The 18,579-nt window shown below is 43.9% G+C and carries 15 protein-coding genes and 1 pseudogene; 12 read left to right on the forward strand and 4 right to left on the reverse strand.

All coding sequences use genetic code 11. The features are described 5' to 3' along the window. Window positions 1-50: 50 nt before the first annotated feature. Together DWX23_RS12075 and DWX23_RS12080 are read right to left on the reverse strand one after the other, a co-directional pair. Window positions 51-809, reverse strand: a complete 759-nt coding sequence (locus DWX23_RS12075; protein ID WP_122374771.1) for a DUF4469 domain-containing protein — start codon at window positions 807-809, stop codon at window positions 51-53. Between the two features lie 491 nt (window positions 810-1,300). Further along, window positions 1,301-2,230 carry a site-specific integrase gene (locus DWX23_RS12080; protein ID WP_122374772.1) on the reverse strand — a complete coding sequence of 310 codons (930 nt, stop codon included), beginning with the start codon at window positions 2,228-2,230 and terminating at the stop codon, window positions 1,301-1,303. A gap of 131 nt (window positions 2,231-2,361) precedes the next feature. Between DWX23_RS12080 and DWX23_RS12085 the strand changes: the two are divergent. Continuing rightward, window positions 2,362-2,745, forward strand: a pseudogene (locus tag DWX23_RS12085) (virulence RhuM family protein); the annotation flags it as partial. Between the two features lie 199 nt (window positions 2,746-2,944). Here DWX23_RS12085 and glsA read toward each other — a convergent pair. Both glsA and DWX23_RS12095 read right to left on the reverse strand, forming a co-directional pair. After that, window positions 2,945-3,910, reverse strand: a complete 966-nt coding sequence (gene glsA, locus DWX23_RS12090; RefSeq protein WP_122374676.1) for a glutaminase A — start codon at window positions 3,908-3,910, stop codon at window positions 2,945-2,947. A gap of 11 nt (window positions 3,911-3,921) precedes the next feature. After that, a complete protein-coding gene (locus tag DWX23_RS12095) occupies window positions 3,922-5,361 on the reverse strand; it encodes a glutamate decarboxylase (protein WP_122355248.1) in 1,440 nt (479 codons plus the stop codon). 271 nt (window positions 5,362-5,632) lie between these two features. Here DWX23_RS12095 and DWX23_RS12100 point away from each other — a divergent pair, with 271 nt between their 5' ends. From DWX23_RS12100 to DWX23_RS12150, 11 genes are all read left to right on the forward strand, one after another. Beyond that, complete coding sequence (locus DWX23_RS12100) at window positions 5,633-6,862, forward strand: MFS transporter (protein WP_122374677.1); 1,230 nt, start codon at window positions 5,633-5,635, stop codon at window positions 6,860-6,862. Window positions 6,863-6,885: 23 nt separating this feature from the next. Continuing rightward, window positions 6,886-7,797, forward strand: a complete 912-nt coding sequence (locus DWX23_RS12105; RefSeq protein WP_122374678.1) for a DMT family transporter — start codon at window positions 6,886-6,888, stop codon at window positions 7,795-7,797. Window positions 7,798-7,955: 158 nt separating this feature from the next. Further along, window positions 7,956-8,405 carry a DUF4252 domain-containing protein gene (locus DWX23_RS12110; RefSeq protein ID WP_122374679.1) on the forward strand — a complete coding sequence of 150 codons (450 nt, stop codon included), beginning with the start codon at window positions 7,956-7,958 and terminating at the stop codon, window positions 8,403-8,405. Beyond that, on the forward strand, window positions 8,395-8,907 hold the full coding sequence (locus tag DWX23_RS12115; RefSeq protein WP_122355386.1) for an RNA polymerase sigma factor: 513 nt from the start codon (window positions 8,395-8,397) through the stop codon (window positions 8,905-8,907). Before DWX23_RS12110 ends, DWX23_RS12115 begins: the two co-directional genes overlap by 11 nt. After that, the gene (locus DWX23_RS12120; protein WP_122355240.1) at window positions 8,897-9,304 is read left to right on the forward strand and encodes a hypothetical protein; all 408 of its coding nucleotides are present in this window, start codon (window positions 8,897-8,899) and stop codon (window positions 9,302-9,304) included. The genes DWX23_RS12115 and DWX23_RS12120 overlap by 11 nt, the downstream gene beginning before the upstream one ends. Before the next feature lie 4 nt (window positions 9,305-9,308). Then, window positions 9,309-9,770: a DUF4252 domain-containing protein gene (locus DWX23_RS12125; RefSeq protein ID WP_122355388.1), complete on the forward strand. Its 462-nt coding sequence runs from the start codon at window positions 9,309-9,311 to the stop codon at window positions 9,768-9,770. Between the two features lie 112 nt (window positions 9,771-9,882). Further along, window positions 9,883-12,672: an alpha-L-rhamnosidase gene (locus DWX23_RS12130; protein WP_122374680.1), complete on the forward strand. Its 2,790-nt coding sequence runs from the start codon at window positions 9,883-9,885 to the stop codon at window positions 12,670-12,672. A gap of 108 nt (window positions 12,673-12,780) precedes the next feature. Beyond that, entirely contained in the window at window positions 12,781-14,034 is a 1,254-nt protein-coding gene (locus DWX23_RS12135) for an acyloxyacyl hydrolase (protein ID WP_122374681.1), read from the forward strand. 175 nt (window positions 14,035-14,209) lie between these two features. Then, window positions 14,210-14,776, forward strand: coding sequence for an ORF6N domain-containing protein (locus DWX23_RS12140; protein WP_122355228.1), 567 nt, complete (start codon window positions 14,210-14,212; stop codon window positions 14,774-14,776). 63 nt (window positions 14,777-14,839) lie between these two features. Continuing rightward, entirely contained in the window at window positions 14,840-17,677 is a 2,838-nt protein-coding gene (gene leuS / locus DWX23_RS12145) for a leucine--tRNA ligase (protein ID WP_122374682.1), read from the forward strand. Then, a complete protein-coding gene (locus tag DWX23_RS12150) occupies window positions 17,677-18,558 on the forward strand; it encodes a YitT family protein (protein WP_122374683.1) in 882 nt (293 codons plus the stop codon). Before leuS ends, DWX23_RS12150 begins: the two co-directional genes overlap by 1 nt. Window positions 18,559-18,579: the final 21 nt, after the last annotated feature.

Consider the following 18,579-nt stretch of genomic DNA (forward strand, 5'->3'; position numbering starts at 1 on the left):
AGTGTCTCTGCCATTGGTTAATCGGTCTAACCAACGTTGATCGGATAGTATTACTCGATTTCAGGACGGTCTCCTCCTCCACCACTCGGTTTGTTACCCACATAAAGCAATACCGGGAAGGTATAAGTGCGCGGTTCTTTTACGAGCTTGTTACCCGCAGCCGATTGGGTAATGATGCTCAACGTGTATTCGCCGTCTTCAAGAGCAGGCATCATAACAGTCAGTTCCGAAGGATTGTTATGGATCAGCAATGAACATTTCTGTGCCGTACCGCCGGTTTTTGTGAAGAAAACACCTATACCCGCATCGTCACCGGCCACTTTGATATTGGACCCACTGATAACAGCAGGGGCAGCAGAAGTGAGTTGGGTATTCATTTCACCGGTTGTAGAGTCGATAATCGAGTTGATGACCGGGCCAGTGACAGCCGTACGAGTATCTATCTCCACATTTTTCAATGTGTCACGCAGTAGTTTGCCGGGGACATAACTCGCGGTGAGTCTGTTTTTAGCAGGGTCGAAAGCAGCTTTTTCACCTTCAAAGGAACCGGTAATAGTAGCCATGTACTGGCCTACACCGTCAACAACACTTTTACCTTCGGCAATAGCAGTTACCTTTTCCTGATCACTCATACCCAGGATATACTCGATTGTATCCAGACGTAATTCAGAACCTCTTGCCAGGATGCGTTCGGCAATCTGATGGTTTCGTACTGTTCCTGTAATACGGGGCTTCGCTGTGTAATCGCCTTTTCGCTCCGTGACGGCGTTGTCGTAAAGATCGGCAGTCAAAATAATTTTTTCAGCCATAATAATAAATGATTGAGCCTGCTGGTTGGACAAGGCGTTACCTATGGATCTGTAACCTTATTTGTGAAATAAGGTTACAGTTTATCTTACGATTATCATATACAGAGAGTAACTTCCTCCCCTCTCGAGAAGGGGTAGGGGTGTGTAAATTGCTGTACAAAAGCACGAACTACATAGATTGACGCGGATATTTAACTGTTTTATCTGTGATTTTCTATCTGGATAGTCTTTATTTAGAGTATTAACACACACCCTGCCTCCTCTCAAGAAGGGAAAAGATACCCTCCGCCTTACTATACCCATAACTCATGAAAAAACGTATGAATTTCATCTTTTAATCTAAATCATCCCCTACCCACCTAATAATAGGCAGATATGTTTGTCTTTGTCTAAATAAAATTCCTATATTTGCCCTGTTCCCACATTAGTATAAACTTTGTTTTTCACAGCTTGTATAAAACGGGGCAAAATACCTTATTTCACAAATAAGGTTACGCCCTCACTCCTATCAAGACATCCAATCCTTTTGTAATAACCTCATTTGCCGAATTGAGTCTTGATTGATCGAGAGCTGCCAGATAGTGGCGCGTCGTTCTCTCGGAAGTATGCCCGAGTGCCTGGCTGATGACGGCCACCGGGGTATCATTTCGCAGAGCCTCTGTCGCCCAGGTATGCCGGAAAACATACGAGGTAAGGTAAACCGGGATAGAGAGACGACTCCCTATCTCCACCAGACAACCGTTATAGCGGTGCAGCGCTTGTTTATAAACCTCGTGTAATCGTTCACCGTCTGTCTCTTCCAGCAATACAGGAAAAAGATAACGGTTACCTGTCAACGAATATTTGTCGAGTAGCCGCCGCATACCGGGAGTGATACCGACACGTACCAGGACATTCGTCTTACACCGATTATATACCAACTCATCACCGACGATATTGTTGTGTGTAAGATGAGCCAGGTCGACAAACGGCATACCACAGGCAAGAAAGGAGAAAAGCGCGAAATCCCTGGCAACCTGTAACTCCGGCTCGACTGAGAGATCCATCCGGGCGATCTCTTCCATTGCCTGGATACGAAGGGCCCGTTTGGCTGTTTCCTCCTGCCGCAGGTTGAGATGTGCGAAAGGCGAGAGACGATTGACAGGGGCCAATTCTTCACGAACTGCTGTATGATAGATAGCCCGGAAACTGCTGAGATAGCTGTTTACCGAGTTCGTTTTCAGATGCCCCAGCGCCAGGAGCCAGTCACAAAAACGGTCTATCATACCAGGGGTAATGTCGTCGAACGACAGATCGGCAGTTCCGCAGAACCGCAGCAACCAGTTGGAAGAAGCACGGTAAAGGTCGGCAGTTGAATATTTGCCAGCCTTGCGTTTACGTTTCACCAATGTATCGACATAGGTGAAGAAGGTTGTTGTCATAAGCATAATAATAAATATATACTTGCATAATAATGTCAAGAAGCAATTATTAAAATATGAATCAATTTATATTGTATACCAATTAATTTTAATACTTTTGTTTCCATATTAACAATCAAAACAGATTAATTATGGAAAGCAAAGATGAAATCATCATTTATCAATCCCAATCCGCTTTACGGTTAGAAGTCAGACTACAGAATGAAACAGTCTGGTTGACACAGGCTCAGATTGCCGAATTGTTCGGCACCAAACGACAAGCAATAACAAAGCATCTACAGAACATTTTCAACAGTGGTGAACTGGATAAAAATTCAGTTAGTTCCAAAGTGGAACTAACTGCTCAAGATGGAAAGAATTATGTAACCAAGATTTATAATCTGGATGCAATTATTTCCGTTGGTTACAGAGTCAACTCCAAGAATGCAACCGCATTTCGCCAGTGGGCTACCCAGGTACTTCGAAGTTATTTATTGAAAGGATATTCCATTAACCAGAGAATGGATCGTATGGAAGTTTCCTAATTATCGATGAAAAAGAACTTTATCATATAGGTGCTTCATTAAAGGATTTAGGTAAAAAATGGTTTGCTTTCTCCCGACTACAATTAGATATAAAAGATATACTAAATCATTTATAGTATCAACAAAACAAGCCTCCCGCCCTATGAATAAGGGACAAAGAGGCTTGCCAATTAAGAGAATAAACTGTTTGTTATTCAGTTATTGTAACCCGGTCGCCGTTAAAAATAGACAGACCCAGTTTATTCATTATATACTTGATAGCCAATTGTGCTTTTACAGAGTTACCTGCACTGTCAATTGGAGGGGCAAAAGCAGCTATACCGAACAGGCCAGGCATCACGCCCATTACACCACCACCTACACCTGTCTTTGCAGGGATGCCGGAAGTGTACAACCAGTCACCCGTATGTTCGTAGAAACCTACGGTAGCAATCAGGGAAGTGATCTTCGGTGACAAGGATGCCTCGAATATTTGCCTTTTGGATACCGGATTCAGACCGTCGTTGGCAATCGTGGCACCGCAGATAGATAATTGAGCGGCTGTGATTCCCAATGAACACTGACGGGTATACAGGTCGAGCGACATATCCGGATCGTCATAGATACGGTTGTAGTTCTTCAGCAACCAGGCAATCGAGCGGTTGTTGAAATTGGTAGCCGATTCCGATTTATACAGTTCGTCGATCAGTTGAGGCGCGCTGCCGCAAAGATCGGTGATATTGGAGACGATCGCCTCCCATTTTTTATTGGAATCACCTACCGGCTGTACCATACTACAAGCAGTGATCGCACCGGCATTCACCAGCGGAGTAGACGGATGATCCTTTTCCAGCAGGATAGCCATGATAGAGTTGAACGGCAGTCCGGTTGCATCGGCCCCGATCATTTGAAGAAGTTTCTGTGCCCCGTACTGGCGCAAAGCCAACACAGCGGTATGTACCTTCGACACAGATTCGATACCGAAGCGGTATTCGGAATCGCCCAGCTGGATGATACTTCCGTCCAACAGACAGATGCTGATACCGAACAGGTTCTTATCTATATTAGCCAGATAAGGGATATAATCGGCATTCTTTCCATCCGTGTTGCTTTTGTACATCTCATAGGCCTCCTGAGCTGCTTCCTTTATTTGCGAAACGGAAATCTTTTTATCCATATTCAAACAGCTTACTTAGTTGATTTTGGAATACCTGTGTGAGTGAATACAGAACCTTTTACTTTCTGGTTTCTGTCCTGTGCGATACGGGTCGGCGTCGGATATTCCAGTTTTTCCAGATCAACGATCGCGTTGTTGATGTCACCCAGTAATTGGTCTGCCATGTCGCGGCTGAATCCCTGACGGACAACGATACGCATAACAACCCAGTTTTCAAGGTTTTCAGGCAATGTATATGCCGGAACCATCCATCCGCTCTGTTTCAGTTTATCCTGCAAATCATATAATGTCCATTTGGCCGATTTAGCATATTCCGGTTTCAGATACCAGATAAACAATGGGTTTACCACTTCTTTGCTGTAGTTCTGGAACGGAGCCATCTTGCCGATCTCAGCATGCAGGTAATCGGCTACAGCCATACTGTTCTGCTGCACTTCCTTGTAACCCTGGAATCCGAGACGGATGAACTGATAGTATTGTCCCAGGATCTGAGCTGCAGGACGAGAGAAGTTCAAACCGACCTGAGTGATGTTTGCACCTAAATAATTTACACTGAAAGACATGGAACCCGGCAGGTATTTCTTGTCTTTCCATACTACCCAGCCTAAACCCGGATATACCAATCCGAACTTATGTCCTGAAGTACTGATGGAAAGTACCCATTTCAGGCGGAAGTCCCATTTAACCTCCGGTTTCAGGAACGGCAGGATGAAACCACCGGAAGCTGCATCCACATGGATAGGAATATCGTAGCCTGTCTTTGCATTATAGGCATCGAGGGCAGCGTCCAAAGCTTCCACATCATCGTTCAGACCTGTCCATGTAACACCCTGGATAGGAACGATACAGATTGTATTTTCGTCACACATCTTCAGGGCATCCTGCGGGTCGAGAGTAATATGTTCCTGTGTCAAAGGCACCTGGCGCATTTCGATCTGCCATAACTGAGCAAACTTTTCCCATACAACCTGGAAACCGGCAGAGATAACGAAATTAGGTTTGTCAACTGGTTTACCTTGGGCCAATCTTCTTTCACGCCAACGCAACCAGGCAGCAACACCACCCAACATACATGCTTCGGAAGAACCGATCGCCAATGCACCGGCTTTCCATTGCGCCTGTTCGGGGCTGTTCCACAGGTTGGCCATGATATTGATACATTTCGCATTCATCACAGCGATACGTGGATACTCAGTTTCGTCGATATAGTTGATGTTGATTGCTTCGTTCATCAACTTCGTTGCATAATCATCCATCCAGGTAGTAACGAATGTAGCCAGGTTCAGACGGGGTTGTGTCTGAGCGAAAGTTTCGTCTTTTACCATCTGATAGGCAATTTCCGGAGTGGTAGGACCATCGGGGATTACATCTACCGGAGCCGGATGCAACATCGCATTAGAGCCAAAAATCGCGGTTTTGGCATCACCTTCTCTAAAACTTGAATCTTTCATGTCTTTTTGTTTTTAATTATTTAAGAATTGGCGCAACCGACATTCGTGCGTCGATTTGTAGTGCAAAAACAGCCTCCAACGGCAATTGTTCTCCGTTTTTGGTTAAACATGCAATATTTGGGGTTTATTAAAATAACGTTATATAAAAGCACTAAAATCAGTCTGTCTTTTAACTGAAACTATTCCAATTAAAGCATTTTATAAGTATATAAGTGAATAAACTGAACATTCGGAAGTTAAGATTGTTTTCAGTTCTATAAAAAGAAGAAGTATGAGAATACAGACAGGACAGGGGACGATTCCCCTCATCACATTAATAGGTATATGGTCGATCTCGGCACTGAACGCGCTGCCGGGACTGGCCGTTTCTCCTATCCTGGGAAAGCTTTCGGCGATATTTCCGCATTCGACGGAACTGGATATACAGATGTTGTCGTCGCTGCCTTCCCTGTTGATCATACCGTTCATAATCCTGTCCGGGAAGCTGACTGAAAAGATCAATAATATCTGGTTATTACAGATCGGGTTAAGCATCTTTGCCGTAAGCGGTGTCCTGTACCTGCTCTCGACCAAAATGTGGCAACTGATCGCTGTCAGCGCATTGCTTGGAATCGGTTCAGGACTGATCGTTCCCCTTTCTACCGGGCTTATTTCACGATTCTTTATCGGTACATACCGGACAAAGCAATTCGGCCTGAGTTCTGCGATCACCAACGTGACACTGGTGTTGGCAACCGTACTGACCGGTTATCTGGCGGAGATCAACTGGCATTTGCCGTTCCTGGTTTATCTCTTTCCGCTTATTTCAATCGTCTTGTCGTTCTACCTGAAAAAGAATATCAATCCCCTACCCGCTTCTGCAACTGTTTCAACCAAAGAAAAAGGAAAAGAAAGCGATCCGGCATTCGGAAAATTCGGTATACAGGTCAGGCACCTTGTACAGATCATGGGATTTTACGGACTGGCGACTTACCTCGTCATCATTGTCAGTTTCAACCTGCCTTTCCTAATGAAAGAATATCATTTTACCAGTGGTAATTCGGGTATCATGATCTCGCTGTTTTTCCTGGCGATCATGGCTCCGGGGTTCGTACTGAACCAGATCGTAGATTTACTGGGTAAGAAAACAAAATTCTATTGCCTGCTCTCGATTGCGCTGGGGATGCTGCTGATCCTGATTTCAAGGACAGAATGGCTGATCGGTTTAGGCTGTGTTTTTACCGGGCTTGCCTATGGCATTATCCAGCCGATCGCTTACGACAAGACAACCCGCACGGCTATCCCGGAAAAAGTAACGCTGGCACTGGCTTTCGTGATGGCGATGAATTATCTGGCGATCCTGTTATGCCCGTTCATTATAAATGTATTTAAAGATATGCTCCATATAGAAACACAACAGTTTGCCTTCATATTCAATATGACCATTGCCCTGGCAGCAGCTGTTTGGGCTTATATCAAACAGGATTCGTTCCTGTTCAACGATAGTTTCAAAAGTAATTAAAGGTGCATATAAACGCTAAGCTTATGAAGAATAAAAAGACAGAAGCCAACCTAAGTATGATCGTATCGAAAACCTTCAGCGGTCTGAATGCGAACGCGCTCAGATATCTGCTTCCTTTATGGATCGCACCGCTGACAGGCGTCATGTTCCGATGTGTATTCGGAGCCCTTATGTTCTGGATTATCAGTATATTCTGGAAACAGGACAAGACAACGCTGCGTGAAAAGGTTACCTTGTTCCTTCTGGGAGCGATCGGACTGTTCGGCTTCATGTTCTTCTACCTGATAGGAGTCAGCAAAACAACGCCGGTATCCAGTTCACTGTTCAGCAGTCTGCAGCCGATCTGGGTATTCATCCTGTCTGTTATCTTCCTGAAAGAACGGATCACAGCAATGAAAATCATCGGTATTACCATCGGATTAGGTGGTGCCCTACTCTGTATCCTGACACAGAAAAGCGACGACCTGGCCTCGGATGCTTTTACCGGCAACATGCTCTGCATGCTCAGTTCCATTGCATACGCCGCCTATTTAATCATAAGCAATGTCGTGCTGGGTAGGGTCAGTTCACTCAATATGCTACGTTACAGTTTCCTCGGAGCAGCTTTCTCTTCACTGGCCGTCATGGCTGTTACCGGCTTCGACGCCCATCTATTCAGCCATTTTGAATGGACTCCTTTCCTCGTTCTGATGTTCGTCCTCATCTTCCCCACGACGATCAGCTACCTGCTGATCCCTATCGGACTGAAATATCTGAGTACGACACTGGTTGCCCTGTATGGCTACCTGATACTGATCGTTGCCACCATCGTCTCCCTTTCCATCGGCCAGGACCGTTTCAGCTGGTTCCAGATGATCGCCATCCTCCTGATTTGTTCGAGCGTCTATTTTGTTGAAATAGCGGAAAGTAAAGACAAAGCCACCACTTCAAAATAATTGGCATATTGGCACATTACCCCATTGGCATATTATTTTTTTCTCTTTCTTTGTAACAACTTATCCGTTGCTCCCGTCTCCCTTATGAAGCTCTTCCAAAGCGCGCAAAAGGAAGGCGGAAATAAACCGGATTAGTAATCATTTAATACAATAGGAAGATGAAACGATACTTTGTTATCCTGGCACTGATCTTGATCTGCCAGGCAGGAAATAGCCAGACTATGAACGACCTGTTCAAAGAATTCTCTAAAATAGAACAGATCAATCATGTCAAGATAGGTAATATCACCATGAAACTTGCCAGTATATTCACCGAAACCATGGGAGTGAACGGCATTGAAGTGATCGAATTCAGCGACTGTAAAAACGAGATAAAAGAACGTTTTGTCAAAGCGATCAAAGAACTGAAAGACCCGGGCTTCGAAACAATGCTTACCTCCAATGAGAAAGGCAGCCGCACGAAAGTAATGGTCCGCATTGAAAAAGATATGATCCGCGAACTGGTAGTTCTCACGACCGGTAGCAGGAATGCCCTGGTCCGCATCAAAGGTAAAATCAAACCGTCCGACGTAAACAAAGTGATGATAGATCATGGGAATGGATGCTGAGAGCTTTAAACGAAAGTTCCTCTCCTTCCATCCCAAGCTCTTCCGGATCGCTTATGCACTTGTCGAAAACAAAGCGGACGCCGAAGATATCCTGCAGGATGCTTACTTCAAGTTATGGAATAAAAGGGATGATTTGCCCGATATAGCAAACCCCGAAGCCTTCTGCGTCACGCTGGTCAAAAACCTCTGCCTCGACTTCCTCCGGTCGCCCCGTGCCACCCGCCGGGAAGAAGAAATAGGAGAAGTCATTACGCTGGCAACCGATGCTTCCCCGGAAAAAGAACTGGAAACAAAGGATAAGGAACAGAAAATCCGGCAACTGATCGACCGACTGCCTGAAAATCAGCGACAAGTCATCCGCCTTCGGGGAATAGACGATTGCTCGATGGACGAGATAGAACAGATCACCGGCCTGAATGCCGTAAACATACGCGTGTTACTCTCCCGGGCACGCAAAGTAATCCGGGAACAATTTGATAAAATATACGAATATGAACGATAAACAGATAGATGAATTAATCAACAAAGTCCTCCGGGAGGACCAGACGTTGCCGGAAGGACTTTCCGAACGGTTGGAGCAGCAGATCGACAGTTGGGCTGCCGCTGAAAAGAAAGAGACGGTCCGTTCATCTTTTCACCGCCGTTCATTGTACTGGCTTAGCGGAGCCGTCGCAGCTATCCTGTTGCTTTGTGTCGGTATCTTCGGACTGACAGACCTGAATACAGGCAAACAACAGTTGGCCGATACTTATACCAATCCGCAGGAAGCCGCCATAGCCGCCCAGAAAGCACTCGCTTTTATGTCTTCCAACCTGAACAAGGGAATCGACCAGATAAACGATGCCCAACAGGAAATAAATAAAGTAAACCGTATTCTGAATAAACATTTAAATGACTGATAAGATGAAAACTAAAAATATATTACTCCTTCTCTTTCTATGCTGCACAAGTATCTGTTTTGCACAAAACAAACTGTTCGACAAATATTCCGAAATGGATAATGTCACCTCCGTTTCTATCTCGAAAGCCATGTTCCAGATGATGCCTAATTTTGAAACGAACGGCCTCAACCTGATGAACCTGAAAGGAAAAATAGAAGGTCTGCAAATCCTTACGACCGAGAACAATAGTATAAAAGAGACTATGCGCAACGACTTCAAAAACCTGATCGGTAAGGATCATGAAGAACTGATGAAGGTAAAAGACGGTAAGACACGTGCTACTTTCTATGTAAAACAAAAGGGAGACCTGATCAGCGAACTGATCATGCTCGCCGATACGGACAAAAGTTTTAATGTGATCCGGTTATCAGGCAACTTTACTTTGCAGGATATTCAGGAGATCACGAAGGAAATGAATAAGTAAAAGGCAGGAGGTGTCATTTTCCTAAGTCATAAAATCATTTTTAATACTTTCTTTTACTTATAAATGAGCATCTTTGTACAGCTTGGATCGTAACACTTTAATTCTGTACAAAATGAAAAAGACAAGGTCATTCCGTCTCTCCATATTGTTTTCCTTCCTCTCATTGGCAATGTTTGCCAAAGGTTCTTTCTCTGTCCATCACTTAACATGCGAGCAGGAAACGAATCCCTTGGGAATAGAAAAACTTCAACCCCGTTTCAGTTGGCAGATCAATGCGGAGGAAAGAAACTTTGAGCAATCCGCCTGGCAAATCTTAGTAGCCGACACTCCGGAAGCTCTCAACTCCGACAACGGCACTGTCTGGAACAGCCAGAAGGTAAATAGTCCGGCCTCTATTCTGGTTCCTTTTGAAGGGAACGGGATAAAAGCCGGACATACTTATTTCTGGAAAGTAAGGATATGGGATAAACAAGGGAATGTATCTCCCTGGAGTTCCGTCAATCGGTTCCATATCGGATTACTTTCGGAAAAAGATTGGAGTAATGCCAAATGGATCGCTTTAGAAAAAGATAAAAAGGATGAGATTATCACTACCGGCATCCATGCTCCGCTGGCAAACAACGTTCTCGGTGATAAGAAAACGGGAATGTATCGCCTGCCCCAATTCAGAAAAGAGTTCATGGTCGGCAAACTGTTAAAACGTGCTGTCGCCTATGTTTCCGGACTCGGTCATTTCGACCTGTTCCTGAACGGAAATAAGGTAGGAGATCATTTCCTCGATCCGGGTTGGACCAAGTATGATAAATGTGCTCTTTATGCATCTTTCGATATTACCGGACAGTTACAGCAAGGCAGTAACGCGGTAGGGATCATGCTGGGCAACGGCTTTTTCAATATTCCGAGAGAACGGTATTACAAAATGCTCACTTCCTACGGAGCACCTAAATTTATTATGAAGATACAACTGGAATATACCGACGGCAGTATACAAAATATCGTCTCCGGCACAGATTGGAAAGTAACCGAAAGTCCTATTACCTTCAGCAGTATTTACGGCGGAGAAGATTACGATGCCACCAAAGAACAGGAAGGATGGTCATCACCCGGCTTCAACGATAAAAACTGGAACAAAGCCATCGATTCCAACTGGAAAACAACATTATTATCCCAACGTATCCCTCCGTTAAAAGTTCGCGATCATATCCCGACAGTCCGTATCCTCCGGACAGAAAAAGGAGGCTGGGTGTATGACCTGGGACAAAACTTTTCCGGCATTCTCAGGCTGACAGTCCGGGCAAACGGTAAACAGCCAGTCAAACTCTATCCGGCAGAATTACTGAATCCTGATAACAGTATCAATCAAAGTGCCTCCGGCGATCCTTTTTATTTCACTTATACCCCCAAAGGCAATCAAACGGAATCATGGCAACCACAATTCACTTATTACGGTTTCCGTTATGTACAAATCGAAGGGGCTGTTCCAAGCGGAGAACCGAATCCGGAAAAACTACCTGAAATAGTGAATATCACCGGACTCCATACCTGCAACTCTGCAGAGGAAACGGGGTCATTCAGTTGTTCCAATGAAATGTTCAACAAAATATATAACCTGATCGACTGGTCTGTCCGCAGCAACATGGCAAGTGTCCTGACGGATTGTCCCCACCGGGAAAAACTAGGCTGGCAGGAAGTGGCCCACCTGATGCAATACTCTATCCAATACCGGTACAATATGGCCCGTTTTTATGAGAAAGTGATGAACGATATGCGTTCGACACAAGCAGAGAACGGGCAGATCGCCACCACAGCCCCCGAACTGGTGGAGTTTGAAGGAGGTTTCAAAGACACACCCGAATGGGGTAGTGCTTTTATTATCTCTCCCTGGTATGTCTACCAATGGTACGGGGATAAACAACTCATCGAAAAGAATTACCCCGACATGCAGCGTTATCTGGATTATCTGCTATCGAAAGCCGATAACTATATCATTTCCTACGGTCTGGGAGACTGGTACGACATCGGTCCGAATCATCCCGGCGAATCACAGCTGACTTCCAACGGAGTAACAGCGACTGCTATTTTCTACTATAATACGACGATCATGCAAAAGATAGCATCGTTATTGAATAAACCGGCTGATGCCGACAAATATGCCGGACAGGCAGCCCGGATCAAAAAAGCATTCAACGATACTTTCTGGAACAGATCGAATCATAAATACGATCGCAACAGCCAGGCTGCCAATGCTATCGCTTTATATACCGGATTGGTCGAACCGGAGAACAAAGAGCAGGTATTCAAGAATCTGATCGCTGATATCCGCGACAGGAACAATGCCCTGACAGCAGGTGATGTCGGATATCGGTATGTGCTTCGCGCGCTGGAAGAGAATGATGCATCCGATGTGATTTACGATATGAATTGTAAATACGACGTTCCCGGCTATGGCTGGCAACTCGCACATGGCGCTACTTCCCTGACAGAATCATGGCAGGCATACGGATTTGTTTCCAATAATCATTGTATGCTGGGACACCTGATGGAATGGCTTTTCAGTGGACTCGGCGGCATACGGCAGGAAAAAAAGTCGGTAGCTTTCAGGAATATCGTTATCAAACCGGAACTGGTAGGCGATATCCGCAATGCCAATACATCCTACGAATCTCCCTACGGACTGATCCGGTCGGACTGGAAAGACAATGAGGATACATTCGAACTGCGAGTCGAAATACCGGCAAACAGCCAGGCTTCAGTCTGTCTCCCCGCCAGTACTATCGAGCAAATATCGGAAAGCGGAATACCCTTGAAAACACGACAGGGAATGAAGTTCAGTCCTCTTACAAATGGACGGATCAAAATAGAAATAGGATCAGGAATCTATAACTTTATGGTACAAAAGTAAAAATGAAGCAATTATAAGCTATAGTAAACGCTCTAAAATGTTATATTTGCGAGATATTAGGTATTTGACCCTGATTATCTATCAAATAACAAACGAGTAGAGAAACGTATGAAAAGTGGAACAGAGAGGTTGAATGTACTGATTATCCTGATTGCAATGTGCTTTCTATCCGGCATTGCATTCGCTGATGAAGGGATACATAAAAACGTACCGGGGGATATGACAGATTCCATATCCTACTCGCGTCATTTGATTCATCGAATAGGTATCGATGCCAGACCTACCTATATTTTCCCTACCAACTCTTTCCTGAGAGGAGATAATATGGATATGGAACCGATTCGGAAATCCGTCTCCGCCCATTTGAAATACTCTTTCCAATACTATCCGAACAGCTATACGGACCGGATTTACAGAGGTTCTTACCAGGGTCTCGGATTGTCCATGTATTCGTTTGAAGATAAAGAAGAGATAGGAAATCCTTTTGCCATTTACCTGTTCCAGGGAGCCCGGATCGCCCGGATCAATCCGCGTTTATCGCTCAACTATGAATGGAACTTCGGGGTATCTTTCGGCTGGAAGCCTTATGATGAATACGATAACCGATACAACAAAGTGATCGGATCGAAAATCAATGCATATATCAATACGAACTTCTATCTGAACTATATCCTCTCAAAAGAACTGGACCTGACGGCGGGAGTCGATCTAACACACTTCTCGAATGGAAATACCCGGTTTCCGAATGCCGGACTGAATACGATCGGACTGAAAGTAGGATTAGTATATAACTTCAATCGAAATGGAGATTTATTTTCCAAGCCGTTCTTCCAGCCTCCTGTCCCCCGCTTTCCCCGTCATATCAGTTATGATGTCGTTCTGTTCGGTTCCTGGAGGCGAAAAGGTGTTTATGTAGGAGAAGGACAGATTGCCGCACCGGGAGCTTTTGCGGTAGCAGGGTTCAATATCAATCCGATGTATAATTTCGGATATAACTTCCGTGCCGGTGTATCCGTGGACGGCATTTATGACGAGAGTGCCAATATCTATGCCGACCCGTCATCATCTTCGACCGAACAGTTTTACCGGCCGCCACTCAGTTACCAGCTGGCACTGGGACTTTCCGCCCGTGCCGAATACGTAATGCCTTATTTTACAGTCGGAATAGGTTTAGGAGGAAATGTAATACACCGGGGAGGTGACCTGAAAGGTTTATATCAGGTCCTAGCTCTTAAAATAGAAGTTACCCGCAGCTCATTTATCCATATCGGATATAATCTGCAAAACTTCCATACTCCCAATTACTTAATGCTAGGTATCGGATACCGGTTCCATAACAAGTATCCGACATTCCATCGGTAAAAAATAATTTGTCACATTTCTGGAGGTAGATTTAGATAGTTCATTGTATCTACAATTATTATTCGTTATCTACCACTTTATGTATCACTTTTGCCTTTTTTCATCGAAGGGGACAAGGATAAATAAATATTATTCATACATTTAGCCACTTATTAATCACCAAAATTTATAAACTATGAATTTACAGGTAATACAAAACAAAATTTATGAGATCAGAGGACAAAAAGTTATGTTGGATTTCGATCTTGCAGAGTTATATAGTATTGAAACCAAAGTTTTAAAACAAGCTGTAAAACGTAATATAAAACGATTTGAAGATGAGGACTTTATGTTTGAACTTTCTAAAGAGGAACTTTCAAGGTCACAAATTGTGACCTTGAACAAAGGAAGAGGAAAAAACTTCAAATACATGCCTTTCGCTTTCACCGAATTAGGTGTAGCCATGTTATCTTCAGTATTAAATAGTGACATTGCTATAGAAATAAACCGTAACATTATGCGTGCCTTCGTCCAAATGAGAAAACAACTGATTGCAAACTACGATCAGTCACCAACTAATAAGAAACTATCAGAACTGGAGCAGCAAGTCAAGTTTCTTCAGGAAGATATTGAAAGTCTCAGTAAAGATCATGAAAACTACGAGCAACATTTTGATGATATCTATCTTGCCCTGGCAGAACTTGCTACAAAAAATAAAGAAAAGCCAGGTAACTCCCGACCGAAAATAGGTTATGTGAAGTAAAACTAAATAAATTGACTAACTTTGTGGCTTTAAACTGAAAACGATATAAAACGATTAAATATTATGGAGTACAATTTCAGAGAAATTGAGAAAAAATGGCACGAATACTGGATTGCCAATGGGGTTTATAAAGTGAAGGAGAATAAAGATAAACCCAAATACTACGTGTTGGATATGTTTCCTTACCCATCAGGAGCTGGACTACATGTTGGTCATCCGCTCGGTTACATTGCTTCTGATATTTATTCCCGTTTCAAACGCCTGCAGGGTTTCAATGTTTTACACCCGATGGGATACGATGCGTATGGTCTGCCTGCAGAACAGTATGCCATCCAAACCGGACAACATCCTGAGGTAACTACGAAACAAAATATCGCCCGTTATCGCGAGCAGATGGATAAGATAGGTTTCAGCTATGACTGGAGCCGCGAAATCCGTACCTGTGACCCGGAATATTATCACTGGACACAATGGGCATTTATCAAAATGTTCAACAGTTATTATTGCAACGACGAAAAGAAAGCATTACCCATCGAAAACCTGATCGAAGCATTTGAAACAACAGGTACGGAAGGTCTGAATGTTGCCTGCGGAGAAGAAATGCAATTCACCGCTGAAGAATGGAAAGCTAAGAGCGATAAAGAAAAACAAGCTATACTGTTGAATTACCGAATCGCTTACTTGGGTGACACAATGGTCAACTGGTGTTCCGAACTGGGAACCGTACTGGCCAACGATGAAGTAGTGAACGGCGTTTCCGAACGTGGCGGTTTCCCTGTAGAACAGAAAATGATGCGTCAGTGGTGCCTGCGTGTATCTGCTTACGCTCAGCGTTTACTGGACGGACTGGACACCATCGATTGGACGGACTCTCTGAAAGATACACAACGCAACTGGATCGGCCGCAGCGAAGGAGCTGAAATCCTGTTCAAAGTGAAAGATAGCGATATAGAATTTACCATCTTTACTACTCGTGCGGATACCATGTTCGGCGTAACTTTCATGGTGTTGGCTCCTGAAAGTGAATTGGTTGAACAATTAACAACACCCGAACAGAAGCAAGTTGTCGATGCTTACCTGAATCGTACCAAGAAACGTACGGAACGTGAACGTATTGCCGACCGTTCTGTGACAGGTGTATTCAGTGGTTCATACGCTATCAACCCGTTTACAGGTGATGCAGTACCTGTCTGGATCAGCGATTATGTATTGGCTGGCTATGGAACAGGGGCTATCATGGCAGTTCCGGCACACGATAGCCGTGACTATGCGTTTGCAAAACATTTCAATCTGCCTATCATCCCGTTAATCGAAGGCTGCGATGTTAGCGAAGAAAGTTTCGATGCTAAAGAAGGTATTGTCTGCAATTCTCCGAGACCCGATGTTAGTCCTTACTGCGATTTATCATTAAACGGTCTGACGGTAAAAGAAGCAATCGCTGCTACCAAGAAATATGTATCGGATCATAAGTTAGGACGAGTAAAGATAAACTATCGTTTACGTGATGCTATTTTCAGCCGCCAGCGTTATTGGGGCGAACCGTTCCCGGTATATTATGATGCGGACGGAATGCCTCAGATGTTACCTTTCGAAGCATTGCCGTTACAACTGCCGGAAGTGGATAAATTCCTGCCGACTGCTACAGGTGAACCTCCGTTAGGACATGCAACCAAATGGGCCTGGGATTCCGTAAAGAAAGAAGTAGTCGAAACGACCCAAATAGATAACAAAACCATTTTCCCGTTAGAACTTTGTACTATGCCGGGATTCGCAGGTTCCTCTGCTTATTATCTGCGCTATATGGATCCCCATAATGACAAAGGATTGGTAGACAAACAGATAAATGAATACTGGCATAATGTAGACCTGTATATCGGTGGTACTGAACATGCTACCGGTCACTTGATCTATAGCCGTTTCTGGAATAAATTCCTGTATGATATGGGAGTTATCTGTGAAGAAGAACCGTTCCAGAAACTGATTAACCAGGGTATGATCCAGGGACGTTCCAATTTTGTATATCGCATAAAAGATACCAATACATTCGCTTCACTAAACCTGAAAGACCAGTATGAAGTTACTCCTATTCATGTGGATGTGAACATCGTAAACAACGATATCCTGGATGTCGAAGCTTTCAAGAACTGGCGTCCGGAATATAACAACGCAGAGTTCATCCTGGAAGACGGTAAATATATCTGCGGATGGGCTGTTGAAAAGATGTCAAAATCCATGTTCAACGTAGTAAACCCGGATATGATCGTTGAAAAGTATGGTGCCGACACATTACGTCTGTATGAAATGTTCTTAGGACCGCTGGAACAATCCAAACCTTGGGATACAAACGGTATCGACGGTGTTCACCGTTTCCTGAAAAAGCTTTGGGCTTTGTTCTACGGAAATACCGACAGCCTGCAGATAACAGATGCAGAACCGACAGCCGAAGAATTAAAATCATTACACAAACTGATCAAGAAAGTTACATTCGATATCGAGCATTTCTCTTATAATACTTCTATCAGTGCTTTCATGATCTGTATTAATGAATTAAGCAGTCTGAAATGCAATAAACGTGCCATCCTGGAACAATTGATCATTCTGTTGGCTCCGTTTGCACCTCATACTGCAGAAGAGTTATGGCATGAATGTGGTCATACGACTACAGTTTGCGATGCTCAATGGCCTCAGCACAACGAAGAGTATCTGAAAGAAAACTCAGTTACTTACGCTATCTCATTCAACGGAAAAGCCCGTTTCAGTATGGAACTTCCGGCTGACATGCCCCGTGAAGAGGTTGAAAAGGCAGCTCTCAACCACGAAAGTTCCGCTAAGTGGACGGAAGGCAAGACTCCTAAAAAGATCATTGTCGTTCCGGGTAAGATCGTTAATATCGTTATTTGATGAGAACGGCTCAGTTTTATAAAGTTTATTATTCAATACAGGATTATCTGATGATCTTGTTCGGAACCTTATTATATGGTTTCGGATTCAATGCATTCATCCTGTCTAATGAAATTGTCACCGGTGGTGTAAGCGGTATCTGTGCACTGATATTCTTTGCCACCGGCGGTGCAATACCGGTATCGGTTTCATACTTTGTTATCAATGTAGTCTTACTATTAGCTGCTCTGAAGATCCTGGGATTCAAATTCCTTATCAAAACAATCTTCGGAGTATTCTCGCTTTCCGCTTCGCTGTCATTCTTTGAATGGTTATTGAAAGGCAATCCTATATTGCACGATCAACCATTTATGGCGATCATGATCGGGGCACTCCTCTGCGGAGCCGGATTAGGATTGGTATTTTCAGCAAACGGAAGTACCGGAGGAACGGATATTATCGGAGCGATTGTCAATAAATATAAGAACATATCTATTGGACGTGCACTGCTATTCTGCGACTTTTTCATTATCAGCTCTTCCTTTTTCCTCTTCCACAATGTGGATAAGATCGTTTTCGGTTTTGTTGAAATGATAATCAGCAACTATGTTCTTGACATGGTTTTGAATGGAAACCGTCAATCGGTACAGTTCCTCATATTCTCCCAAAAGTATGATGAAATAGCCGAGAGGATCATCCACGATCTGGACAGAGGATGTACCATACTGGACGGTGTAGGAGGTTATTCCAGAAAACCGGTAAAAGTAGTCGTACTACTGGCAAAAAAGTCAGAATCGGTATCTATCTTCCGTCTGGTAAAACAGATTGACCACCAGGCTTTCATTTCCCAAAGCATTGTCCGGGGAGTTTACGGAGAAGGTTTCGATCAGATAAAAACTTAAAATATTATTCAAACAATTAAA

Origin of the sequence: Parabacteroides sp. AF18-52 (assembly GCF_003479145.1) — a bacterium.
Classification (GTDB): domain Bacteria; phylum Bacteroidota; class Bacteroidia; order Bacteroidales; family Tannerellaceae; genus Parabacteroides; species Parabacteroides faecis.